Raw genomic sequence first — 23460 nt, 5'->3', positions numbered from 1 at the left:
CGGTCCACCTGCCCGAATCCCCTCTGCACCGAGGACCTGATGGAGCCATTCCTCTTGGCGGCGGCGTTCGTCATCGTGGCGGGCGCCGGCCTCGCCACCGGCGTCCTGCTGCTGCGCCAGCGGCAGGCGACGGCCGAGCTCCGCGAGCAGAACGCCGTGCTGGCCCGCGGCCTGGACCTGCGCGAGAAGGAGCTGCGGCACCTCGCCGACGTCCGGCTGCCCGAGCTGATGGAGTCGCTGGCCAACCCCGGCCTGCGCGTCGCCGGCCCGCTGCACGACCTGGACCGCGAGGCCCCCGCCTACGGCCAGGCCATGGAGACCGTCGTGAACCTGTTCGCCGGCTCCGCCGCCCGCGTCCGCGAGCGCGCCGACCGGTCGGCGAAGTCGACGCTGCGGGCGATGATGCGCGCCGTGCAGAGCCTCGCGAACGAGCAGCAGCTCGCCATCTCCGACATGCAGGAGCGCCACGACGACCCCGCCGTCCTGGAGGGCCTGCTCCGCATCGACCACATGAACGCCCAGCTCGGCAGGCGCGCCCAGGCCACCGCCGTGCTGTGCGGGTCGTGGCCGGGGCAGCAGCGCTCCGCGTCCTCGCTGACCGACGTGGTGCGCGGCGCGACCTCCCGCATCCGCGACTACCTGCGCGTCAACCTCGAAGGGACGCCGAACACCGCGGTGACGAGCCGTGCCGTCGAGCCGGTCGTGCTGACCCTCGCCGAGCTGCTCGACAACGCCGCGCGGCACTCCCGTCCGGACACCACCGTCGAGGTCGGCTTCCGCACCGCGCACAACGGCGTCGCCATCACGATCGACGACGCGGGCGTCGCGATGGACGCCGACGAGCTGAAGCGCGCGGCCGAACTGCTGTCCGGCGACGCGTCCGTGGACATCCACCGGCTCGGCGACCCGCCCCGCGTCGGGTTCGCCGTCGCGGGCGTGCTCGCCGCCCGGTACGGGTTCCGGGTGTCGGTCGACAGCCAGTCCCCCTACGGCGGCGTGCGCGCGGTCGTGTTCGTGCCGACCGCGCTGCTCACCGCCGTCCCGGACGAGCGGCGGCCCGAACCGGCCGCCGTGCCCGCCCCGGCGGAGGAGGACGCCGCGGACGGCGCGTCGACGCCCGGCGGGCTGCCCAAGCGCAGCCGCATGGCCGTCGCCGAACGTCCCGCCGTGCCCGCCGCGGGCGAGACCGGCGAGCCCGCCGCGCCGGACGCCGCGGAGCGCCCGCCGGCCCGCCCGCCCCGGGAGACCGCGGCCGGCCTCGGCGCCTGGCAGCGCGGGACGCGGTCCGGCCGCGCGGCCACACCGGCCGGCGGCGAGGCCGATCCGGCCGGCCCCGGCATCGAGAGCAAGGACCTGCGGCCATGAACAAGGGGTGGAACGGCGCGATGGACGACGGTACGAACCGGCTCGGCTGGATGCTGGACGACGCGCTGCGGATGCCGGAGACCCGCTACGCGATCCTCCTGTCGGCCGACGGGCTCCTCATGGCGCACTCCGAGCGGATCAGCCGGGACGAGGCGGAGCGGCAGGCGGCCGGCATGGCGGGCCTGCAGTCGCTCGCCCGCAGCACCGCCGAGTTCTGCGGGGACGCGGCCACCACGTGGCGGCAGACGGTCAACGAGTTCGACGACGGCTACGTGTTCCTCGTCGCCGCCGGGCCCGGCGCCTACCTCGCCGTGTCGGCGACGCAGCACGTCGACATGGAGACCGTGTCGTTCCGGCTCCAGGAACTGGTGCAGCGGCTGGGCAAGGAGCTGACCACCCCGCCGCGTCCGGGCGCGGGCAGTCCCGCATGACCCCGCGGCGGAGCAAGCGCGCGCTGGTGCGCCCGCACGTCGTCACCGGCGGCCGGGCGCACCCGACCCGCAACGTGTTCGACCTCGTCACCCTCGTCTCCGCCACCGGCGACCTGCCGCTCGGCTCCGGGGACACGGCCCCCCAGGGCCCCCGGCGACCGCTCCGGAGCGCCGGGCTGTCCCCCGAGAAGCTCCGCATCGTCGAGCTGTGCCGCGGCGGCGCCCTGTCCGTCGTGGAGATCGCCGGGCATCTCACGCTGCCCGTCGCCGTCGTCAAGGTGCTGCTCTCCGACCTCGTCGACAGCGGGCACCTCACCACCCGGGCCGCCGCGCCCGCCACCCGGCAGACGAAGGCCCGGCTCCTGCAGGAGGTGCTCGATGGACTCCGCGCCAGCCTCTGAGATGGCTCGCCCCGGCACGTCCTACGTCCGCGCGAGCGTCCGGACGGCCGTGAAGATCCTCATCGTCGGGCACTTCGCCGTCGGCAAGACCACCTACGTCGGGACGCTCTCGGAGATCCGCCCGCTGCGCACCGAGGAGCGGATGACGCAGGCGGGCGCGATGGTGGACGACCTCGCCGGCATCCGCGACAAGACGACCACCACCGTCGCGCTCGACTTCGGCCGCCTCACCCTCAGCGACGACCTCGTCCTGTACCTGTTCGGCGCCCCCGGCCAGCAGCGCTTCACCCGGCTCTGGGACGACCTGGCGCGCGGCGCGCTCGGCGCGCTCATCCTGGTGGACACGGCCCGGCTCAAGGAGTCGTTCGCCGTCATGGACATCGTGGAGAAGCAGGGCCTGCCGTACGCGGTCGCCGTGAACCACTTCGACGGCTCCCCCGTCTTCCCGGACGCCGAGGTGCGCGAGGCCCTCGACCTCGCTCCCGGCACCCCGCTGGTCACCTGCGACGCCCGCGACCGCAGGTCGTCCACCGAGGCACTGATCTCACTCGTCGACCACCTCCTCACCCTGGATCGGGAATCCGCATGACCGAAGCGCCGCGCATCGCCCTGTACGGGCGGGAGTACGCGCACGACCCGGCCGCCGCCTACGCCCGGATGCGCGCCCACGGCGACCTCGCCCCCGTCGAGCTCGCCCCCGGCGTCCCGGCGACGCTGGTCGTCGGGTACGAGGCGGCGCTGGAGATCCTCCGCGACCCGGACACGTTCCCGCGCTGCAGCGAGGTGTGGGAGGAGCAGGTCGGGCCGAGCTGCCCGGTGCTGCCGATGATGATGTCCCGGCCGAGCGCGCTGTTCACCAACGGCTCCGTGCACGCGCGCCTCAGGTCCGTGATCGTCGACAGCCTGGACCGCGTCGACCCGGTGTCGCTGCGCGACCAGGTCCAGGCCGGCGCGGACACGCTCATCGACCGGTTCGCGGCCGACGGCGAGGCCGACCTCATCGGGCAGTACGCGCGCACGCTGCCGCTGCTGGTCTTCAACGAGATGTTCGGCTGCCCGCACCACATCGGCGACAAGCTCCTGCGCGGGATGAGCGCCATCTTCGACACCGAGGGCGCGGAGGAGGGCAACGCGCTGCTCGCCGAGGCCACCGCCGAACTCGTCGCGCACAAGCGGCGGGCGCCGGGCGCGGACGTGACGTCGTGGATGATGCGCCACCCCGCCGCACTCGACGACCTCGAGATGGCGCAGCAGCTGACGCTGCTCATGGGCGCCGGCCTCGAGCCGGAGCAGAACCTCATCGCCAACGGCATCCTGCTGCTGCTGTCGGACGACCGGTTCGCCGGCGACCTGTCCGGCGGCAGCATGCCCGTCGAGGACGCGCTGGACGAGATCCTCTGGACCGACCCGCCGATGGCCAACTACGGGACGACGTTCCCCCGCCAGGACATCGACTTCCACGGGCACACGCTGCCCGCCCACCAGCCCGTCCTGATCAGCTACGGCGCCGCGAACACCGACCCGTCCCGGGCGACCGCCGACCGGAAGGGCAACCGCGCGCACCTGTCCTACACCGGCGGGCCGCACACCTGCCCCGCCAAGGGCCACTCGCGGCTGATCGCGTCCGCCGCCATCGAGGTGCTCCTCGACCGGCTGCCGGACCTGGACCTGGCCGTCCCGAGGGACGCGCTGGAGTGGCGGCCGGGCCCCTTCCACCGCGCCCTGGTCGCCCTCCCCGTCACGTTCCCGCCGGCCGGGAGCCGTCCCTGACCTGACCGCCCCTGAGCTAACCGCCCCTGACCGGGCCGTCCCCGGCCGGACCGTCCGTGGCGGCGCGGAGCGCGCCGATGACGGCCGTCAGCTGGGTGATCAGGCCCGCCACGCTGGTCTGGTCGGCGCCGTTGACGGTGACGGTGCGCAGCTCGTCCGGCTTGGGCAGCTTGGCCATGATCTCCGGCAGCGAGGCGATGAGCCGCGCCTGCACGGCCGCGGGCGTGCGGTCGTTCTCCAGCGCGGCGCGGGCCCCCTCCCGCTCCAGGTCCAGCAGGGCCTGCTCGTGCCGGGACCGCGCCCGCGAGTCGGCCAGCGCCAGCTCGCCCTCGGTGCGCAGCCGGGCCAGCTCGTGGTCGCGCTCGATGCGCAGCCGCCCCGTCTCGGCCTCCTCGGCGTGGCGCTCGCGCTCCATCCGCAGCGCGTGCCGCGTCGTCTCCGTCTCCAGCTCGGCGACCTCGCGGGAGTCGTCGTGCTCGCGCCGGGTGCGGCGCAGCTTCTCGGCGGTCTCGGCGTCGAACCGCCGCGACTCGTTGGCGGCGCGCAGCTCGGCCAGCTCCCGCTCGTGGGCGAGCCGCTGCGACTCCTTGGTGCGCGCGGCCGTCATCTCCCGCTGCCCGACGATCTCCTCGGCCTCCAGCTCGGCCAGCCGCGCGACCTGCCCCTGCTCGGCCCGGTACGGCTTCTGGAGGTTCTCCCAGAGCTGGGACGAGCTGACCACGGCCTCCTTGATCTGCACGGTGACGATGCGCAGCCCGAGCCCCTGGTCGCCGGTGTCCTCGCCCTCGGCCACCGCGCGCAGCCGGGCCGTCAGCTCCTCGATGATGGGCTGCTTGTCACTGAGGACGTCCCGCACCCCCATCGTGGAGACCTTGTCCTTGATCGCCGCCTCGGCCTGCTCGCGGAGCTGGAGGTTCACCAGCCGCATCGGGTCGTCGGCGTCGCCGAAGTCGAGCTTGCGGTACGCGGTGGCGAAGTCCTGGATGATCCACTGCACGTAGCCCTGGACGAGCACGCCCTGCAGCTCGCGGCAGATGCAGTACGCGTTGATCAGGATCGTCTGCGTCGCGCCCGGAACCACGATGAACGAGTCCGTGGACGGGTTGAACCGGAACGACACCCCGAGCCCGACGTGCAGCGGCTCGGCCCGCCCGCGCCGGGTGTGCACGACGAACGCGTTCGGCGGGACGAGCACGTTCCTCCACCGCCAGAACCCGGTGATCCGCACGTCCACGGGGCCGGGCGCGGTGCGCTCGCCGCCCGCGGCGCGGCCGAGGGCGCGCTCGCGCTTCACCAGCGGGCCCGGCGGCGGGACGGCGCCCGGCGCGGCGGGCATGGCGGGGGCGCGCCGGCCCTTCAGGTCGTCCTCCAGCACCGCCTGCTGCGCGACGACCTTCTCCAGATACGTGTTGCTCCCCGGCTGCTGCGCGCTCATCTCGCTCCTCGGCGGGATCACAAGGGCCGGCTGAGCCGGCGGAACGGGGGGCCGACCCGGCGGGCGGCCCCGGCGCGAGATGCGGCTTGGCCGACACAGTAATGAACTTTCTGCCCCGGTGTACGCGTATTTCTGGCCGTGGCGACACATGAGGCGACACATGAGGCGCACCCGGACCGCATCGACCGCGTGCTGCTCGTCATCGGCGCCTCGGCGCTCGCGCTGGTCGTGCTCGCGCTCGTCGTGCGGCTCGGCGGCGCGTTCAGCGAGACCGCGACCCCGGGGCTGTCGCAGGCGGGCGCGCTGACCAAGGTCGGCCTGTCGACGGCGAAGCTGGGCGGCGACGTCGCGGCCGTCCTCACGGTCGGCTGGCTGCTGGTCGCGGCCGTGTTCGTCCCGGGGACGTCCGGAACCGGCCGCCGCTGCCTGCGCGCCGCCGCGCTGACCGCGCTCGCGTGGGCGCTCTGCACGCTGGCGCTGATCGTGTTCACCATCCTCGACCTGTTCGGGGTGGGGCCCGGCGGCGTCACCGGCGCCATGGTGCGGACGCTCGTCGTCGAACTGCCGCAGGGGCGAGCGCTGCTCCTCGTCCTCGCCGCCGCCGTCGTCCTCGCGGTCGCGGCGAGCCTGCCGCGCGCGGCGGGCGGCGCCGGGTACCTGCTCACCGGCGCGCTCGCCGGGCTGCTGCCACCGCTGTTCACCGGCCACGCCGCGAACGCCTCGAACCACGCGCTCGCCGTCTACAGCCTCGCCGCCCACGTGCTGGGCGTCGCGCTGTGGACCGGCGGGCTCGTCGCCCTCGTCACCGTCGCGCCGGACGTCCGGGAGGACCTCGCGCGGGTCGTGGAACGGTACAGCGGGCTCGCGCTCGCGGCGTTCGTCGTCGTCGGGGCGAGCGGCGCCGTGAACGCCTGGGTGCGGCTCGGCGGCGTCCACCTCGGGTCGCGGTACGGGACGCTGGTCGTCGCGAAGGGCGCGGCGCTCGCCGCCCTCGGCGCGCTCGGATGGTGGCACCGCCGCGCCACGATCCCCGCCCTGCGGGACGGGACGGGCAGGCGCCCCTTCCTGCGGCTGGGCACGGCCGAGGTCCTCGTGATGATCGCGACGATGGCGCTCGCCGTCGGGCTGTCCCGCACGCCCCCGCCGGAGAACGCACCCGGCACCCTGGACGTCGTCGCGCTGCGGCTCGGCTTCCCGCTGCCCGGCCCCGCCGGGATCGGCCCGTACCTGCTCGACTGGTGGATCGACCCGCTGCTGTCCGTGCTGATCGCCGCCGGGGCCGTCCTGTACGGGGTGGGCGTCGCGCGCGTCCGGGACTGGCCGTTGCGGCGGAGCGCGGCCTGGGCCGGCGGGCTGCTCGTCCTGCTGCTCGCCAGTTCGAGCGGGATCGCCCGCTACAGCATGGTCCTGTTCAGCGCCCACGCCGTCCAGCACGTCCTCGTCGGGGTGGTCGCGCCGCTCCTGCTGCTCTACGGCGCGCCGGTGCGGCTGGCCCTCAGGGGGATGCGCGGTGAGGCCCGCGCCCTGCTCGACGCCGCGGCGGGCAGCCGGGGCCTCCGGGCACTGGCCCACCCGGCCGTCTCGTCCGCGCTGCTCCTGCTCAGCCTCTACGCGTGGTACGTGTCGCCGCTGTTCGCGCCGTCGCTCAGCAACCACGCCCTCCACTCGCTCGCGATGCTCGGCTTCCTCGCCGTCGGGCTCGCCTACTTCCGCGGGACCGCCGGGACGCTCGCCCCGCTGGCCGTGCTGCCCCTGCACGTGATCGCCGGGGTCGCGCTCATGCGGGACGGGACCGTCCTCGGCGGCTGGTACGAGGACCTCGGCCGCCGCTGGGGCGCGTCACCGCTGGACGACCAGCACCTCGGCGCGCTGCTGCTCTGGACGTCGGCGGCCGCCGTCACGGCGGCGCACGGGCTCTACGGCCGCGGCCGCCGGTCGACGACCCGGCTGAGCGCCTCCACGACCGTCGGGTCGTACTCGGCGGCCGAGTCGAGCCGGAGCCGCTCCAGCACGGCGGCGCCCCGGTCGCGGTCGGCGGAGTCGCCCACCAGGTCGTCGTAGGCGTTGGCGACCTTGATGATGCGGCCGGCCAGCGGCGGCGGGATCGGCCGCTCCCCCGAGTCGCCGACGGGCTCGCGGCCCGTCCGGTAGGGGTGCGAGGACAGCTGCACGATGTGCGCCACCCGGTCCAGCACCCCGGTCTGCTTGATGACCTCGGCGCCCAGCTCGGCGATGCGGCGCTGCTCGGCCGGGGACGCCAGCACGGTCGCGCCGCCCGGGATCGGGTCGCCGAGCGACAGCTGCCCGATGTCGTGCATCAGCGCCGCGTACTCCAGTTCGAGCAGTTCCTCCTCGGACATGCCGAGCTCGCGGCCCATCGCCACGGCGAGCCGGGCCACCCGCCGCGAGTGCCCGGCCTCCACGTAGCCGCCCACCTCGGTGACCCGCGACAGCGCGCGGACGGTCTCCAGGTACGTGGCGCGGATGCCGGCGTACCGGCGGAACGCGAACTGCGTCACCAGGATCGGCACCGTGAAGATCAGCAGCGCCGCCTCGCCCATCGCCGTCGTGGCGACCGCGATCAGCATGGCGGTGGCGCTGGTCGCCGCGCACAGCGCGATCTTCGCCTCGATCTCGTCGCGCAGCGCGATGCCGAACCGGGCGCGGACGGCCTCCGCCCGGATCATCGCCGCGATCAGCACGTCGATGAAGCAGGACGCGATCACCACGACGCCCATCACGGCCAGCAGCAGGTACCAGGCGAGGTCGAGGGACAGCATCGGCCGGAAGCACAGCGCGATGACCGCGACGTTGAACAGCCGGCGGGCCATCGCGTCCGGCCGCGGCGTCCGGCCCACCGCGATGTGCGGCAGCGAGCCGACCAGCATGCCGACCGCGGTGACCGCGACGACCTGCAGCGCGGAGTGCTCCGCCGGGACGACGCCGAGCCACGCGTCCGGCGCGGCGCCCTCGGGGCCGACGCCGACCAGCAGCGCGTACCCCATCGCGCCCGCGCTCGCGATCGGCGCGACCTCCCGGTTGCCCGGCATCACCATGCGGAACAGCTCGCCGAGCGCGATCAGCACGCCGAAGATGATCGCGATGTTGGGCTGCCGGAGCCCGACCGCCGCGACCTGCGTGATCGCGACGACGACGAACAGCCCGGCGGTCGCGATCAGCAGCAGCTGGCCGGAGTCGATGGTCTGCCACGCGGCCCGCTCCCGGGCCGGGATCTGGCCGGTGGTCACTGGCGCCGCACCTCGTCGCCGCCGGTGACGCGCAGCGGCGCGCTCGGGTCGTCGTGATCCTGCTGGGTGGTCTCGGCGACGGCGTCGTCCGGCAGGACGACGGGTTCGGGCGGCTCCCAGCCGTCGCGGTCGAGCGCCCGCAGGAACGCCTCGACCATCTCCGGGTCGAAGTGGTCGCCCATGCCGCGGCGCAGCTCGTCGACCGCCGCCTCGATGCTGCGGGCGGCCCGGTAGGAGCGCGTCGAGGTCATCGAGTCGAACGCGTCCGCCACCGAGATGACCCGGGCGAACTCGGGGATCTCGTCGCCGGCGAGGCCCATCGGGTAGCCGCGGCCGTTCATCTTCTCGTGGTGGTGCATGATCCCGGCGAGCGCCTCGTCCAGGAACCCGATCTCGCGGACGATCTCCAGCCCGCGCATCGGGTGCAGCTGGATCGCGGCGAACTCCTCCTCGGTCATCGGCCCGTTCTTCTGCAGCACCTTGGTGGGGACGCCGAGCTTGCCGACGTCGTGCAGCATCCCGGCGTAGCGGATCGCCTCGACCCGGTCGGCGCGCATCCCGATCTCCTGCGCGATCATCACCGACCCGCGGGAGACGCGCTCGGAGTGGCCGCGGGTGTAGAAGTCCTTGGTCTCGACCGCCTGGCACAGCGCGGCGAGCGTCGCGGCGTGCGCCTGCTGCTGCGCGTACGCCTGGTCCATCGCCCAGCGGGCGATGAACAGCGGGAGCAGGACGAGGACGGCGGCGAACGGCCCGACCCGCGGCCACAGCCCGGCGATCAGCAGCCCGACCATGCCGTAGCCGAGGCAGCCGACGGCGAGCTGGCCGCTCTCGTGCAGCCACTCGCGCGGCGTCGTCTGCCGGCTGAGCAGCAGCACCCCGCCCATCAGCGTCAGGTTGACCAGCACGAAGGTGACCAGCGCGCCGAGGAACGGTCCGATGACGTTCTCCACCCAGCGGGCCTGCTCGGGGTGGAAGCGGGCGCCGCCGAGGAGGTCGAAGACCGTCCCGGCGATGAAGCCGCTGAGCGCGAACTGCGCGCCGTTGAAGATCCGCTTGACCGGGGCGAAGAACCGCTGCCCGGTGACGACGGCGACCAGGCCGAGCAGCGCGGCGCCGACCGGGCCGAGCAGCACGACCGAGGCCAGGCTCGCGGCGAAGCTGAGCGACACCTTGGCCCGCGCGACGTTCAGCCGCGCGGGCGCCGAGTCGCAGACGAGGAACAGCAGCGCCAGCACGGCCAGCTTGCCCCAGTCCAGCTCCGCGAAGGACGACGTCGCGATGAGGCCGGCCGCGAGGGCCACCACACCGCAGACGTACGCCCAGGCAGCGAGAGGAAGTCCACGCATTGCCGCCCCTCGGGGAGTGACGAGATGGCGGGCCGCCGCCGGGGTGCTGTGCGCCGGACGGCGCCTAGACCCAGGACACGCCCTTGGTCAGCATCAACGACGACGCCGAGGCGCCCGGGCACCGGCCGTGTCCTGCCGGCGACACACGCTTGCGCATGGCTCTCTGCCTCCCCCCGCCGAACCGGGCCTCCCGGCCTCGCGACCGGCCGTGTTCGGGGCCGGGCGCGGGCCCGGCCTCCCGGGCGAGCACATACCCCGAATTGCATCGGCGCGCACGTGCTCCCGTCGCTGATTTCGGCACAAGCCTAACGCGAACTGCCCAGGTCACACACGCGTGAGGGAAAATCTGAGCAAAGCGTGAAGTGGTCGTCACCATAGGTGATCAATTGTCGGATGGAAAGCACTCAACGTAATCGCACAATGCGGGTGCACACCAGAATGCACGTGCATCCGCCAATGCACCGGCCATCGGGTCCTTTTGGCGCGGCGGAGAACTCCCCGGCCCGCCATGGCGGTAGCTCGTACCGTACCTCTCGGATGAAAAAGACTCACCCCAAGGAAATGGCCACAATACGACAAGCCCGTGTTTTGGGGTATGCCGCCGAATTCAGCCGGGCCGCGGGCCGCCCGCACCGTGATCGGCCGTGGATCCGCGGTCATCGCGCGCGATCAGCCGCGCGGCGCGTTCCGCCCGCGGGCCCAGGCGACGGTCTCGGCGATGCCGCCGGGCAGCCGCGTCCTCGGCTCCCAGCCGAGCGCCTCCCGCGTCGCCCGCGGGTCGACGGACATCGCGGGCAGGTCGCCCAGCCTGGGCGGGGCGAACTCCGGGTCGTCGGGCGCGCCCGCCGCCTCGGCGACGAGGGTGTGCAGGTCGCGGTCGGACGTCTGGAGCCCGGTGCCCACGTTGAAGCGGCGCCCGCCGCCCGCGTCCCCCGCCGCACGGGCGAACGCGTCCACCACGTCCAGGACGTAGACGTAGTCGCGGGTCTGCGTGCCGTCGCCGTACACCTTCGTCGGACGGCCGGACAGCAGCGCGTCCGTGAAGATGGAGACGACGCCGGCCTCCCCCTCGGGCGTCTGCCTCGGCCCGTAGACGTTGGCCAGCGTCAGCGTCGTGAAGTCGATGCCGTGCAGTCGCCGGTACATCCCGGCGTAGACCTCGCCGGAGACCTTCGAGGCGGCGTACGGCGACGCGGGACGCAGCTCGGCGTCCGCCGGGACGGGCAGTGCGTCCGGCACCCCGTACACCGCGCAGCTGGACGTGAACACCACCTTGCGTCCGCCCGCCGCGCGGACCGCCTCCAGCACGTTGGCGGTGCCCACCACGTTCGTCCGGGCGTCGGCCAGCGGGTCGGACACGCTGGCGCGGACGCTGACCTGCGCGGCGAGATGGCAGACGACCTCGGGGCGGCGCGCCGCGGCCTTCTCCACGAGCGCGGGGTCGGCGACGTCCATCTCCCACATCTCCACGCCGGGACGGACGTTCGCGCCGGACGACAGGTCGTCCACGCCGATGACCTCGTGGCCGTCCGCGAGCAGCCGGTCGACGAGATGGGAACCGATGAACCCGGCCGCGCCGGTGACGAGTGCTAGCACCCCCGGCACGATACCGAAGCCGCGGTCAGACGCTCAGGCGCTCAGACGCTCTCGGCCTTGTCCGCGCCGCCGGACGACTTGATCTCGCCGCAGATCTCCTCGATGCGGCCGAGCACCTTGGCGCGCAGGTCCGTCGGGGCCTGCTCGCACCCGCAGGACTTGTTCACCAGTTTCTTGACGGCCTCTTCGAGCCCGTACTCGCGCAGGCACGGCCCGCACTCGTCGAGGTGCTGGCGCACCTCGCCGCAGCCGCCCTGGTCGAGCTCACCGTCGAGATAGGTGTAGACCCGCGCCAGTACCTCGTCGCAGGGCGTCTCGTGGTGGTTGCCGCAGCTCATGATGACCCCCTGCCGGCCCGGGTGAGCCCGCGGTCCTCGGCGTAGTCCTCCAGCATGCCGCGGAGCTGGCGCCGGCCGCGGTGCAGGCGGGACATCACCGTGCCGATGGGCGTGCCCATGATCTCGGCGATCTCCTTGTAGGCGAAGCCCTCGACGTCCGCGAGGTAGACGGCGATCCGGAACTCCTCGGGCAGATCCTGCAGCGCCCGCTTCACGTCGCTGTCGGGCAGGTGCTCCAGCGCCTCGGCCTCCGCGGACTTCAGCCCGCTGGAGGTGTGCGACTCGGCGCGCGCGATCTGCCAGTCCTCGATGTCGTCGGTGGCGGCCTGCTGGGGTTGGCGCTGCTTCTTGCGGTAGGAGTTGATGAACGTGTTGGTCAGGATGCGATAGAGCCAGGCCTTGAGGTTCGTGCCCTCCTTGAACTGGTGGAAGGACGCGAACGCCTTGGCGAAGGTCTCCTGGACGAGGTCCTCGGCGTCGGCCGGGTTGCGCGTCATGCGCAGCGCGGCGGAGTAAAGCTGGTCCAAGAACGGGAGCACGTCGCGCTGGAACCGCTCCTGGCGCTGCTCCACGGTCTCCGTGGTGCCCGGTACCTGACCCACCCCCTCGGCTGTGGCGCCCGTGGCCGTGGCTTGGCCGTCGGCGTCGTATCCCACAGACGATATCGGTCCGCGCGGCCTGCCGACGCGGACGGGTGCCCGCGCGTCGCCGCGGGACACCGCCGTGCCGGCGTTCCGCTGCTGTTCGGCGACGGCTGTGGTCATCGGATCGCACCTCCGTATTGCTCTCTGTGAGACGGTGCAACACCGGAACGGCCCCACCGATTCCCCATCGGAACCCCTGGCCGAATCCCCGGTCCGGGTCACTCAGGGTGATGACCGGCTCCGGACGGGGAAGGTAGTCACATACACGGCGAGAACAGGAGCAATAGGTGCACTCCGTGCCTTCGGCGCGACCGTCCGAGCCCACCATCGCCAGCCTGCGCGACACCTCCGGAGAAGCGGCCGGGGACTCCCTCGCGCGCTACTGGACGTTCTACCGGGCCGTCGCGGACGCCCAGCTCGCGCGCTGGCTGCCGCGCAGGCCGTCCCGCGTGCTGGACGTCTCGGGCGGGCACGGCCGCAGCGCCGCCGTGGCCGCCGGCGCCGGCCACGCGGTGCTGGAGGTCCGCGACCCCGGCCGCACCGGCCGCGCACCCCAGGACGACCCCCCGCAGGCACCCCGGCCGGCAGGGGACACCATCCCGCTGATCGGCGACTCCGGCGCGCTCACCTACCTGGCCGACGCCACCATGGACGCCGTGATCGCCGAGAACCGGGTGCTGTCCCGGCACCTCGCCACCGAGACCACCGTCGCCGAGATCGCCCGCGTGCTGCGGCCCGGCGGCCGCGTCCTGCTCTGCGTCGACTCCCTCACCCTCGGCCTGGCGCTGCTCGCCGAGCGGAACTACTGGGCGCACCTGTCGGACGTCCCGAGCGCCGAGGTCGTCCTCGTCCCCTGGCCGGACGGGACGATCACGCGCTCGTTCTCGTCCCACCAGCTCCGCGAGCTGCTCGCGGACGCCGGCCTCGACGTCGAGTGGATCAGGCCGCGCACGGTGCTGTCGCCGTCCACGGTCGAGCACGTCCTGGCCGAGTCGCCGCGCGCGCTGCCCCGCCTCGTCCGGACCGAGCTGAACGCCCCCCAGACGGACGAGTCGCTGGGCATCCACCTGCTCGCCAGCGCCCGCAGAGCCCGGTAGCGAACCGGCCGGCCGGCGGGCCGTCAGCGCCGGCGGTCGTGCCCGGTCTGGCAGGGGAGGCAGCGGGCGGCGTCGGGGCGGGCCTCCAGGCGGCCCTCGGGGACGGGCTCGCCGCAGTCGACGCACAGGCCGTACCCGCCGGCGGCGATCCGCTCCAGGGCGGCGGCCACGCCGCCGCGGTGCCGTTCCAGGGACGCGAGGGCGGCCTCGACGCGGTCGTGCGCGGCGAGCCCGGCCCCGGCGTCGGCGCGGGAATCGTCGCGCTCGGGGGTCTCGCCGCGGAGAATGGCGATGGACCGGTCCAGATCCGCGAGCATGGCCTCAAGGCGGGAACGGGCGGCGGCGGTGTCCACGGTCGAGCGCACTCCTCCCGCAGGGGCGGCCCTCCCCCGCCGAGGCCGCGCCGGTCGTAACAGCCGGTCAGAACAAACTGCCGGAATGGTTGCCGGGACTATCCCCAGAATTGGCCGGTTCTATGAGTTCCGGCCCGTTGTTTCGCACGCTGTTGACGGCCTTTGACACCGGGTAGGCGTCCATTGTCCCGGCCATGGCGGGCACCAGGAGGCCGCGGACCCGCTCGGTGTCGGTGAGCGAAGGGTCGAGCCAGGCGTCCCACCGGTCCGGCTCGACGACCATCGGCATCCGGTCGTGGATCCGGCCGAGGTCGTCGGGCGCGTCGGTGGTGATGACGGTGCACGTCCACACCCACTCGTCCTCGGGCGACTTCCACAGTTCGTACAGCCCGGCCATCGCCATGATCGCGCCGTCGTTCGGGTGGATGAAGTAGGGCTGCTTCTGCGGCTTCTTCTTGCCCTTCTTCTCGCCCTCCGCCGGGTCGGGCGAGGCGCCCTGGTCCTGGAGCGTGTACCACTCGAAGTAGCCGTCGGCGGGCAGCAGGCAGCGGCGGCGCGCGAAGGCGCGGCGGTACGACGGCTTCTCGTGCACGGTCTCGAACCGGGCGTTGATCATGCGGGAGCCGATCGACAGGTCCTTGGCCCAGGACGGGACGAGGCCCCAGCGCACCGTCCGCAGCTGGCGGACCGCGGGCTCCTCCTCGGGGGCGTCCTTCGGGCGCCGGTTCAGGACGACCGGCACCTGCTTCGTCGGCGCGACGTTGTAGTCGGGCTGGATGTCCCCTTCGACGGCGTCGAGCTGCACCTGGAACTCGTCCAGCAGCTCCTGGCGCGCCCGGGTCGTGGCATAGCGTCCGCACATGCTCCCATGAGACCATGCGCGTCTGACGCGGACGGCCGACGGCGCGGCGGCGCGCGCTTGAGGCGCGGCACGTTGGGCATGTAGCGGGTCATGCGACCCTTCACGACCCTGGCCCGCCCCCTCGTGGCGGCGCCCTACATCATGACCGGCCTGGACGCCATCCGCGATCCGCGCGAGCGCGCCGAGCGGGTCGGCCCGGCCGTCAAGCCGGTCGCCGACCGGATCGAGTGGATGCCGAAGGACCCCGAGACCCTCGTCCGCATCGAGGGCGCGCTCAGCCTGGGCACGGGCGCGCTGCTGCTGACCGGGAGGCTCCGGCGGCTGACGACGCTGCTGCTCGCGGCGCAGCTGATCCCCGCGCTGGCGACCGAGCACCGCTACTGGACCGAGGACGACCCCGAGCGCCGCGCCGACGAGCGCTCCCACCTGCTGAAGAACGCCGCGCTGTTCGGCGCGCTGCTCATGTCGGCGACCGAGCCGCGCCGCCCGCCGCGTGCGGCGGAGCTGCGGCGCGCGGTGCACGACGCGCAGGTCAGGAGCGGCGCCGAGGCCAAGGCCATGCGGCGGGAGGCCGCCGCGACCCTGCGCGAGGCCCGCCGCGAGGCAGCGCGCCAGGTGCGGATCGCCCGCGCGGAGGGCGGCCGCATGGCCGCCCGGCAGTCCGCGAAGACCGCCGGGATGAAGGCGGCCGGGATGAAGAAGGCCGCCAAGACGGGCGGCCTGCTGACGGCCCGCAAGGCGAGCAAGGCGAGCAAGGCCGGCAAGGCGGCCAAGGCGGGCAAGGCGGGCAAGGCGGGCGGCGCGCTGACGAGGCTCGGCGCCGCCGGGACGTTCAAGGCCGGCAAGGCGACGGGTGTGCTCGCGAGCATCCGGGGCGGCGCCAAGGCCGGCAGCCGGTTCTCCCGCGGCGGCGCCCCGGACATCCGGGCGGCGGCGGCCCACCGGGCCGGGAAGGCCGCGAAGGCCGGCAAGGCGGCGGGCAAGAGCGTGAAGGCGGGCACGTCGACCCAGGCCGCGAAGGCGATGAAGGCCGGCAAGACGGTCAAGACGGGCACGGCCGTCCAGGCGGGCAAGGTCCTGGAGGCGGTCAAGCGCTGAACCCGGTCGGGCGCCGGTTTTCCGAAGAGAACCTTAAAAGAGTCTGAAGTCCGTTGAACCGAGGGGCAGGCCGGTCCCGTACTGCCAGGTGACCACCGTCCTCCAGCCCCCACCCACCACCATTCAGTCGACGGGCTACGCCCGGCGCCCGTCCTCCAGCCCCCACCCACCACCATTCAGTCGACGGGCTACGCCCGGCGCCCGTCCTCCAGCCCCACATCACCTCAACGGAGACGCCCCGGCCATGGCACTTCCCGGATCGCCCGGTCGCCAGCCCGGCGGGCTGCGGAGCCTGCTCCGCCGCCCCGGCACGGCACGGCCGCCTTCGGCCGACGGTGACGAGGAGATCGTCGCCGAGCTGTACCGCGAGTACCATCGGCCCCTCCTCGCGTTCGTCCTCCGGCTCACCGGCGGTGACCGCCAGTGGGCCGAGGACGTGGTGCAGGAGACCATGATCAGGGCGTGGCGCAGCGCGGACCGGCTGGACGACCGGACGTCCTCGCTGATGCCGTGGCTGGCCACGGTCTCCCGGCGTATCGTGATCGACAACCGGCGGCAGCGCGAGGTCAGACCGCCGGAGGTCGGCGACGGCCCCCTGGAGAACCTCCCGATGGCGGACGAGATGGACGGCCTGCTGCGCAAGGTCGTCGTGACGGAGGCGCTGGAGTCACTCTCCCCCGCGCATCGGCAGGCGCTGACGGAGACGGTGCTGCGCGACCGCACGGTGAACCAGGCCGCCGAGTACCTCGGCATCCCGGTGGGGACGGTCAAGTCACGCGTGTACTACGCCCTGCGCGCCCTGCGCGTCGCCTTGGCGGAGAGGGGGGTGACCTCATGAGTTCCCAGATCGAGCACACCGACGTCGGCGCCTACGCGCTGGGCCTTCTCGAAGACGGCGATCGGCGGGCGTTCGAGGCGCATCTGCACGGATGCGGCCGCTGCCAGGCCGAGCTCGGGGAGCTGTCCGGGACGGCGGGGGTCCTCCTCGACCTGGCGCCCGGGGCGGCGGACCCGGCTCCGGAGGCGGGTGAGGACGAACCGTCCGCACCACCGGCCCCCGTGATCGACATGATGCGCCGCAGGCGGCGGGCCGACCGGCGGTTCCGCCGCGGCGCGTACGCGGTCGGCACCGCCGCCGCGGCGGTCGCGCTGGGCGCGGGCGTCGCGGTGGGCGCGGCGCTGGACGACGACGGCGCCCGGCCGGCGCCGCCGCCCGCGGCGCAGTCCGTCACGGGGCAGAAGTTCCAGGCGGCGGACGCGAGCACGGGCGCGTCCGGGACGGTCGGCCTGGTCGACAAGGGCTGGGGCACGCAGGTCAGCCTGGAGCTGCGCGGCGTCAAGGGGCCGCTGCGGTGCCACCTGGAGGCGGTCTCGCTGGACGGCGAGCGCAGCGTCGTGGCGGGCTGGCGCGTCCCCGACCAGGGGTACGGCGTGCCCGGCCAGCCGAAGCCCCTGATCATGCAGGGCGGCACGGGCCTCGGCCGGGCGCAGATCGACCGCTTCGTCGTGCGGCTGGACGACGGCGGAACACTGCTCACCATTCCGCTGTGAAGCACCGCCGGTGACGCGCCGCCGGTGACGCGGGCGGCCCGATAACCTTGGGCCATGCCCTCTCCGCATTGGTCCGCCCCGGTGGCGCACGCCCCGGTGGACGCCACGGTGCCGCTGCCCGGCTCCAAGTCGATGACCAACCGGGCGCTGATCCTCGCGGCGCTCGCCGACGCGCCGGTGTGCGTCACCCGGCCGCTGCACAGCCGCGACACGGAACTGATGGCCGACGCCCTCCGCGCGCTCGGCACCGGGATCGGCGAGGACGGCGGCGACTGGCAGGTGCTGCCCGGCGAGCTGCGCGGCCCGGCGCGGGTGGACGTGGGCCTCGCGGGGACCGTGATGCGGTTCCTGCCGCCCGTCGCGGCGCTGGCGTCCGGCGAGGTCTTCGTCGACGGCGACCCGCGCGCCCGGGAGCGGCCGATGGGCCCGATCATCACCGCCCTCCGCGCGCTCGGCGCCGGCATCGACGACGGCGGCCGGGACGCGCTCCCGTTCACCGTGCGCGGGACGGGTTCGCTGACCGGCGGGCACGTCACGATCGACGCGTCCGGATCGTCCCAGTTCGTCTCCGGGCTGCTGCTGGCCGCGCCCCGTTTCGAGAAGGGCGTGGCGATCAGGCACGAGGGGCCGCCGGTGCCGTCGGCGCCGCATCTGGCGATGACCGTCCACATGCTGCGCGAGGCGGGCGTGCGGGTCGAGGCGCAGGAGAACCTCTGGCACGTCGCGCCCGGCCCGATCGGGGGCGGCGAGCGGGTCATCGAGCCCGACCTGTCGAACGCGGCGCAGTTCCTCGGCGCGGCGCTGGTCACCGGCGGTCGCGTCACCGTGCCGGGCTGGCCGGCCGAGACCACGCAGCCGGGCGACGCGCTGCGCGGGCTGCTCGGCGCGATGGGCGCGGAGGTGTCGCTCGGGCCGGACGGGCTGACCGTCCGCGGCCCCGGCGGGTTCCGCGGGCTGGACGCCGACCTGCACGAGGTCGGCGAGCTGACGCCCGTGCTCGCGGCGCTGGCCGCCCTGGCCGACTCCCCGTCCAGGCTGACCGGCATCGCGCACCTGCGCGGCCACGAGACCGACCGGCTCGCCGCGCTGGCCGCCGAGATCAACGGGCTGGGCGGCGACGCCGAGGAGCTGCCCGACGGCCTGGAGATCCGCCCGCGCCCGCTGCGCGGCGGCGTCTTCCGCACCTACGACGACCACCGGATGGTGATGGCGGCGGCGGTGCTCGGCCTGGCCGTTCCCGGCATCGAAGTGGAGAATCCGGGCACCGTGGGCAAGACTCTTCCGGACTTCACTCGGCTGTGGGCGTCGATGCTGGCGCCCGCCTGACGGCAGGGACGGACCACTGGCCCGACGAACGAACGACTACGACGAGGACGACGTCCGGGTGCGGCCCGGGCGCCGCGGGTCGCGGCCGCGCACCCGCCGCCGTCCCGCGCACGAGGACGCCTCGTCCGGCTTCGTGACCGCCGTCGACCGCGGCCGCTACCGCTGCCTGGTCGACGCCGGCACCGGCGACGAGCGCGGCGTGACCGCGATGCGCGCCCGCGAGCTGGGCCGCAAGGGCGTGGTCGTGGGCGACCGGGTGGCGCTCGTCGGGGACGTGTCCGGCGCGCCCGACACCCTCGCCCGCATCGTCCGGGTGGAGCCGCGCACGTCGTCGCTGCGCCGCACCGCCGACGACACCGACCCGTTCGAGCGGATCGTCGTCGCGAACGCCGACCAGCTGGTGATCGTGACCGCGCTGGCCGACCCCGAGCCGCGCCCCCGCATGATCGACCGGCAGCTCGTCGCCGCCTACGACGCCGGGATGGACCCGCTGCTCTGCCTCACCAAGGCCGACCTCGCCGACGCCGCCGGCCTCGTCGCCGAGTACGCGCCGCTCGGCGTCCCCTACGTCGTGACCGAACGCGGCGGCGACCTGGACGGGCTGCGCGGCCATCTCGCCGGGCGCACCAGCGTCCTCGTGGGCCACTCCGGCGTCGGCAAGTCGACCCTGGTGAACGCCCTCGTCCCGGACGCCGAACGCGCCGTCAGCCATGTCAACGCGGTGACCGGCCGCGGCCGGCACACCTCCTCGTCCGCAATCGCCCTGGAGCTCCCCGGCGGCGACGGCTGGATCATCGACACCCCGGGCGTCCGCAGCTTCGGCCTGGCGCACGTCGACCCGGTGAACGTGATCAACGCGTTCGACGACCTGGCCGAGGGCGCCGCCGAGCGCTGCCCGCCGCAGTGCGACCACTTCCAGGACGACTGCGGCCTCGACGCGTGGGTGGCGGAGGGGCACGCGTCCCGGGCGCGCCTGGACTCGCTCCGCCGCCTGCTGTCCAGCCGCGAGACGGACGCCGAATAGCGCGCGACGGCCCCCGCGCGCGTCGGTAGGGTCGCTTCCATGCCCCAGACGATCGCGGCGCGGTACGAGCTCCTGGAGTTGCTCGGCCGCGGAGGGATGGGCGCGGTGTGGCGCGCCCGCGACCGGACGCTCGACCGCGAGGTCGCGGTCAAGGAGGTGTCGCTGCCGCAGGGCCTGGACGACGCGCAGGTCGAGCGGCTGTACGCGCGGACGTTCCGGGAGGCGCGGTCGGCGGCGCGGCTCGACCATCCGGGCATCGTGACGGTCTACGACGTCGTCGAGGAGGACGGCCGGCCGTGGATCGTGATGCAGCTCGTCCGGGCGGAGGGCCTCGACCGGGTCATCGCGCGGGAGGGGCCGCTGCCGCCGGCGCGGGTCGCCGCGATCGGGCTCGACCTGCTGGACGCGCTGGGCGCCGCGCACGCGGCCGGGGTGGTGCACCGCGACGTCAAGCCGGGCAACGTGCTGCTGCCGCCGGGCCGGGCCGTCCTCACCGACTTCGGGATCGCGACGGTGGCGGGCGACGAGACGCTCACCCAGGCGGGCGCGATCGTCGGGTCGCCCGCGTACCTGGCGCCGGAGCAGGCGCGGCACCAGAAGGCGACGCCGGCGTCCGACCTGTGGTCGCTCGGCGGGACGCTGTACGCGGCGGTCGAGGGCCGTCCGCCGTTCGGGCGGCCGGACGTGTGGGGCGTGATGGCCGCCGTCCTGTCGGACGACCCGGACCCGATCCGCCTCGCCGGCCCGCTGGCCCCCGTCCTGCACGGGCTGCTGCGCAAGGACCCCGACCGGCGGCTGGGGGCCGAGGAGGCCCGCCGGCTGCTCGGCGAGGCCGCGCGGAACGCCCCCGCGCCCGCGTTCACGCCGGTCCGGCCGCCGCACGACGTGACGCTGCAGCCGCCCGCGCCGGGCCCGGCGGCGGGGATGCCCCCGCCCCCGCGGCCGAGGCGGGTGCCCTGGCCGCTGATCGTGCCCGCCGGGATCTTCACGGCCGCGCTGGCCGCCGCCGTCGTCGCGGTCGTGCTGTTCACCAGCGGCGGCGACGAGCAGGGCCGCGACGGCAAGCCGGGCACCGCGACGACCACGGGCACCGTGTCGCCGTCGCCGTCGTCGCCGGCCACGTCGCCGGGCGGGCCGTCCCCCGCGCCTGCCGGGTACACCACGTACCGGGGGTCGTCGTTCACCGCCGCCGTCCCGCAGGGCTGGAAGGCGGACGCCGAGGGCGACGACGTCATGTTCACCTCCCCGGAGAAGGGCGTCACGATGGGCCTGGCGTTCCAGCGCCTCGGATCCGCCGCGCTGGGGACCCCGGCGGACGGCCTCGCGTCCGCGATCGCCGGCATGAAGAACGACACCGGCGCCTACCCCGGCTTCGAGCAGGAGAACTTCGACCGGAGCGTCCCCTACAACGGCGGGCGGGCGGCCGAACTCCAGTTCACCTTCACCAAGAACGGCACTCCGGGCCGCGCGCGGGTGCGGGTGTTCGAGTCGGGCGGCGTCCTCTACCAGGTCCTGCTGGCCGCCGACCGGCAGCACTGGGACGCGGGCGTCCCCCGCTACGAGACGTTCCTGCGCACACTGGACGTCACGGCCTGACGGCCGGCCACCGCCCGGCGGTCAGCCGCGCGACTCCTCGAAGAGGACGCGGGCCTTGGCCTCCGCCTCGTTCAGCGCCTTGACGTGCCGGGGCGCCAGCTCCTCCACGCACCGGGTCATCTCCTCGGTGACGTGGCTGAACGCGCTCTCCTCCGCGCCCCGCAGCGCCGCCCGCACGCTGGCCGACCGCGCGCCGAGCGCGGCCCACTCCAGCTCCAGCCGCGCCACGGCCTCGTCGAACGCCCGGGACGTCTCGGCGCCCGCGCTCTTCAGCTCGTCCGGGATCGGCCCCCGGCCCGCCTTGCGCGCATGGCCCGACAGCGCGGAGATGCGGCTGGCGAGCGCCAGCCCCTCGCGGGCGAGGGGCAGCACGTCGTGGATCAGGTCGGTGACCGCCTTGGCCAGCTCCTCCACCCGCGTGAGGAGCGTCTGCGTCGCCTCCTCCAGCGCGCCGGACGTGCGCTCGGCGACGCGTCCGGCCACGTCCTGCTGCTGCTTGGACAGCACGGGGACGACGTCGCGGTCCAGCAGGCGGCGCAGCTCGCGCTCCCGCGCGCCGCGGTCGCCGGGCGCCGCGCGGCCGGCCCAGTCCGCCCAGACCCGCTCCATGCGCTCCTCCCCGGACGCGGCGATCTCCGCCGTGATCTCGTCCAGGGCCTCGCCCGCCCGGCTCTTCAGCCGCTCCACGCGCCCGTAGAGGGCCTCGCGCTTGAACGGGTCGTTGAGCTCGTTGAGCTGCGCCTGCAATCGACGGGACACGTCGATGGCGTGCTCGGCCAGGGGGACGAGACGGTCGGCGAGTTCGTCGAGCGTCTCGGCCCGGCGCGGATCGGTCAGCTCGGTCACCCACGCGGGTAGGTCGTGCGCCATGGCCCCCATGCTGCCATCACCCGTCCGGGGAAACCGGCGACCTTGCCCGGCGCGCCCCGTCCGGACGACCGAAAAGGCCGGAACGGCACGGGTGAGTGTGTCTGGACAAGCGGTGATCAGGGTACCGTTGCACGCCGTGGCGGGCTATTCCGATGACCTGCGTCTCGCGCACGTGCTGGCGGACGGGGCCGACGACATCACGACCAGGCGTTTCCGCGCCCTCGATCTCAGCGTGGAGACCAAGCCGGACCTGACGCCGGTCAGCGACGCCGACCGCAGCGTGGAGGAGCAGATCCGCGGCACGCTGAAGCGGGCGCGCCCGCGGGACGCGGTGCTCGGCGAGGAGTACGGCAAGACCGGCTACGGGAACCGCTGCTGGATCATCGACCCGATCGACGCGACGAAGAACTTCGTGCGCGGCGTCCCGGTGTGGGCGACGCTGATCGCGCTGATGGAGAACGACGAGATCGTCGTCGGCGTGGTGTCGGCGCCCGCGCTGAACCGGCGCTGGTGGGCGGCTCGGGGCGGCGGCGCCTGGACGGGCCGGAGCCTCACCCGCGCCAGCCGGATGACCGTGTCGGCGGTCGGCGAGATATCGGACGCGTCGCTGTCGTTCTCCAGCCTGAGCGGCTGGGAGGAGCAGGGCCGCCTCGCCCACTTCCTGGAGCTGACGCGCTCGGTGTGGCGGACGCGGGCGTTCGGCGACTTCTGGTCGCACATGATGGTCGCCGAGGGCGCGATCGACATCTCCACCGAGCCGGAGGTGTCGCTGTGGGACCTCGCGGCCCTCCAGGTGATCGTGGAGGAGGCCGGCGGCATGTTCACCGACCTGTCCGGGGTGCCGGGCCCGGACGGCGGCAGCGTGGTCTGCACGAACGGCAAGCTGCACGCGGACGTCCTGCGCACGCTGGGCGGCGGGCAGCTCTCCCTGCGCATCTGACCTCCCCGCGCATCCGATCTCCCGCGCATCCGACCTCCCCGCGGCGGGAATACCCGGTCCGGGGCCAGATCATCATGGCCATCCGCCCGACTCGCGACATATCTTGGAACAGCGGTCACGCAACGGCCGTTGTCCTATATGGGCGGCGCCAGACGGGCGGCCCGTA

At 74.2% G+C, this 23460-nt stretch carries 22 protein-coding genes and 1 pseudogene; 14 read left to right on the top strand and 9 right to left on the bottom strand.

The features are described 5' to 3' along the window. Positions 1-39: 39 nt before the first annotated feature. The 5 genes from SM611_RS18040 to SM611_RS18020 are packed head-to-tail and all read left to right on the top strand — an operon-like array spanning position 40 to position 3967. Complete coding sequence (locus SM611_RS18040) at positions 40-1365, top strand: ATP-binding protein (RefSeq protein WP_371950767.1); 1326 nt, start codon at positions 40-42, stop codon at positions 1363-1365. Next, complete coding sequence (locus SM611_RS18035; RefSeq protein WP_371950765.1) at positions 1362-1796, top strand: roadblock/LC7 domain-containing protein; 435 nt, start codon at positions 1362-1364, stop codon at positions 1794-1796. Before SM611_RS18040 ends, SM611_RS18035 begins: the two co-directional genes overlap by 4 nt. Further along, positions 1793-2197, top strand: a complete 405-nt coding sequence (locus tag SM611_RS18030) for a DUF742 domain-containing protein (protein WP_371950764.1) — start codon at positions 1793-1795, stop codon at positions 2195-2197. The genes SM611_RS18035 and SM611_RS18030 overlap by 4 nt, the downstream gene beginning before the upstream one ends. Next, on the top strand, positions 2175-2786 hold the full coding sequence (locus tag SM611_RS18025) for a GTP-binding protein (protein WP_371950763.1): 612 nt from the start codon (positions 2175-2177) through the stop codon (positions 2784-2786). Before SM611_RS18030 ends, SM611_RS18025 begins: the two co-directional genes overlap by 23 nt. Beyond that, positions 2783-3967 (top strand): cytochrome P450 family protein, encoded by a 1185-nt coding sequence (locus SM611_RS18020; RefSeq protein ID WP_371950761.1) that lies wholly within the window; start codon positions 2783-2785, stop codon positions 3965-3967. The genes SM611_RS18025 and SM611_RS18020 overlap by 4 nt, the downstream gene beginning before the upstream one ends. Positions 3968-3983: 16 nt before the next feature. Here the strand turns inward: SM611_RS18020 and SM611_RS18015 are convergent, their stop codons facing one another. Continuing rightward, a complete protein-coding gene (locus SM611_RS18015) occupies positions 3984-5402 on the bottom strand; it encodes an SPFH domain-containing protein (RefSeq protein ID WP_371950759.1) in 1419 nt (472 codons plus the stop codon). A 138-nt stretch (positions 5403-5540) separates the two neighbouring features. Between SM611_RS18015 and SM611_RS18010 the strand changes: the two are divergent. Next, a pseudogene (locus SM611_RS18010) lies at positions 5541-7295 on the top strand (bifunctional copper resistance protein CopD/cytochrome c oxidase assembly protein); the annotation flags it as partial. A gap of 23 nt (positions 7296-7318) precedes the next feature. On the opposite strand, the gene SM611_RS18005 reads toward SM611_RS18010, so the two are convergent. From SM611_RS18005 to SM611_RS17985, 5 genes are all read right to left on the bottom strand, one after another. Continuing rightward, a complete protein-coding gene (locus tag SM611_RS18005) occupies positions 7319-8650 on the bottom strand; it encodes an HD-GYP domain-containing protein (RefSeq protein WP_371950757.1) in 1332 nt (443 codons plus the stop codon). Then, entirely contained in the window at positions 8647-9999 is a 1353-nt protein-coding gene (locus SM611_RS18000; protein WP_371950756.1) for an HD-GYP domain-containing protein, read from the bottom strand. Before SM611_RS18000 ends, SM611_RS18005 begins: the two co-directional genes overlap by 4 nt. A gap of 669 nt (positions 10000-10668) precedes the next feature. After that, on the bottom strand, positions 10669-11595 hold the full coding sequence (locus tag SM611_RS17995) for an NAD-dependent epimerase/dehydratase family protein (RefSeq protein ID WP_371950755.1): 927 nt from the start codon (positions 11593-11595) through the stop codon (positions 10669-10671). Positions 11596-11636: 41 nt separating this feature from the next. Beyond that, a complete protein-coding gene (gene rsrA / locus SM611_RS17990) occupies positions 11637-11933 on the bottom strand; it encodes a mycothiol system anti-sigma-R factor (RefSeq protein WP_371950753.1) in 297 nt (98 codons plus the stop codon). After that, a complete protein-coding gene (locus SM611_RS17985; protein WP_371951036.1) occupies positions 11930-12535 on the bottom strand; it encodes a sigma-70 family RNA polymerase sigma factor in 606 nt (201 codons plus the stop codon). The genes rsrA and SM611_RS17985 overlap by 4 nt, the downstream gene beginning before the upstream one ends. 329 nt (positions 12536-12864) lie before the next feature. On the opposite strand from SM611_RS17985, the gene SM611_RS17980 reads away from it, so the two are divergent. Then, the gene (locus SM611_RS17980) at positions 12865-13674 is read left to right on the top strand and encodes a class I SAM-dependent methyltransferase (RefSeq protein WP_371950752.1); all 810 of its coding nucleotides are present in this window, start codon (positions 12865-12867) and stop codon (positions 13672-13674) included. Between the two features lie 23 nt (positions 13675-13697). Here the strand turns inward: SM611_RS17980 and SM611_RS17975 are convergent, their stop codons facing one another. Both SM611_RS17975 and SM611_RS17970 read right to left on the bottom strand, forming a co-directional pair. Further along, on the bottom strand, positions 13698-14027 hold the full coding sequence (locus SM611_RS17975; RefSeq protein WP_371950750.1) for a TraR/DksA family transcriptional regulator: 330 nt from the start codon (positions 14025-14027) through the stop codon (positions 13698-13700). 67 nt (positions 14028-14094) lie between these two features. Then, the gene (locus tag SM611_RS17970; RefSeq protein WP_371950749.1) at positions 14095-14889 is read right to left on the bottom strand and encodes an SOS response-associated peptidase; all 795 of its coding nucleotides are present in this window, start codon (positions 14887-14889) and stop codon (positions 14095-14097) included. 90 nt (positions 14890-14979) lie between these two features. On the opposite strand from SM611_RS17970, the gene SM611_RS17965 reads away from it, so the two are divergent. The 6 genes from SM611_RS17965 to SM611_RS17940 all read left to right on the top strand — a co-directional run bounded on the left by SM611_RS17965 (position 14980) and on the right by SM611_RS17940 (position 21484). Then, positions 14980-15987: a DoxX family membrane protein gene (locus SM611_RS17965; RefSeq protein WP_371950748.1), complete on the top strand. Its 1008-nt coding sequence runs from the start codon at positions 14980-14982 to the stop codon at positions 15985-15987. Between the two features lie 244 nt (positions 15988-16231). Further along, positions 16232-16825 carry a sigma-70 family RNA polymerase sigma factor gene (locus tag SM611_RS17960; RefSeq protein WP_371950746.1) on the top strand — a complete coding sequence of 198 codons (594 nt, stop codon included), beginning with the start codon at positions 16232-16234 and terminating at the stop codon, positions 16823-16825. Beyond that, positions 16822-17538: an anti-sigma factor family protein gene (locus tag SM611_RS17955; protein ID WP_371950745.1), complete on the top strand. Its 717-nt coding sequence runs from the start codon at positions 16822-16824 to the stop codon at positions 17536-17538. Before SM611_RS17960 ends, SM611_RS17955 begins: the two co-directional genes overlap by 4 nt. A gap of 54 nt (positions 17539-17592) precedes the next feature. After that, on the top strand, positions 17593-18864 hold the full coding sequence (gene aroA, locus SM611_RS17950; RefSeq protein ID WP_371950744.1) for a 3-phosphoshikimate 1-carboxyvinyltransferase: 1272 nt from the start codon (positions 17593-17595) through the stop codon (positions 18862-18864). A gap of 58 nt (positions 18865-18922) precedes the next feature. Further along, positions 18923-19888 carry a ribosome small subunit-dependent GTPase A gene (rsgA, locus tag SM611_RS17945; protein WP_371950743.1) on the top strand — a complete coding sequence of 322 codons (966 nt, stop codon included), beginning with the start codon at positions 18923-18925 and terminating at the stop codon, positions 19886-19888. Positions 19889-19927: 39 nt separating this feature from the next. Next, the gene (locus tag SM611_RS17940) at positions 19928-21484 is read left to right on the top strand and encodes a serine/threonine-protein kinase (RefSeq protein ID WP_371950741.1); all 1557 of its coding nucleotides are present in this window, start codon (positions 19928-19930) and stop codon (positions 21482-21484) included. A gap of 21 nt (positions 21485-21505) precedes the next feature. On the opposite strand, the gene SM611_RS17935 is transcribed toward SM611_RS17940, so the two are convergent. After that, positions 21506-22354 (bottom strand): hypothetical protein, encoded by an 849-nt coding sequence (locus SM611_RS17935; RefSeq protein ID WP_371950740.1) that lies wholly within the window; start codon positions 22352-22354, stop codon positions 21506-21508. A 136-nt stretch (positions 22355-22490) separates the two neighbouring features. Between SM611_RS17935 and hisN the strand changes: the two genes are divergently transcribed. Then, on the top strand, positions 22491-23294 hold the full coding sequence (gene hisN / locus SM611_RS17930; protein WP_371950738.1) for a histidinol-phosphatase: 804 nt from the start codon (positions 22491-22493) through the stop codon (positions 23292-23294). The last annotated feature ends 166 nt before the right edge of the window (positions 23295-23460 follow it).

Source organism: Actinomadura monticuli (assembly GCF_041463655.1).
Lineage (GTDB): Bacteria > Actinomycetota > Actinomycetes > Streptosporangiales > Streptosporangiaceae > Spirillospora > Spirillospora monticuli.
Note: the sequence above shows the minus strand (reverse complement) of the source record. Positions and strands in the feature narration are given on the sequence as shown.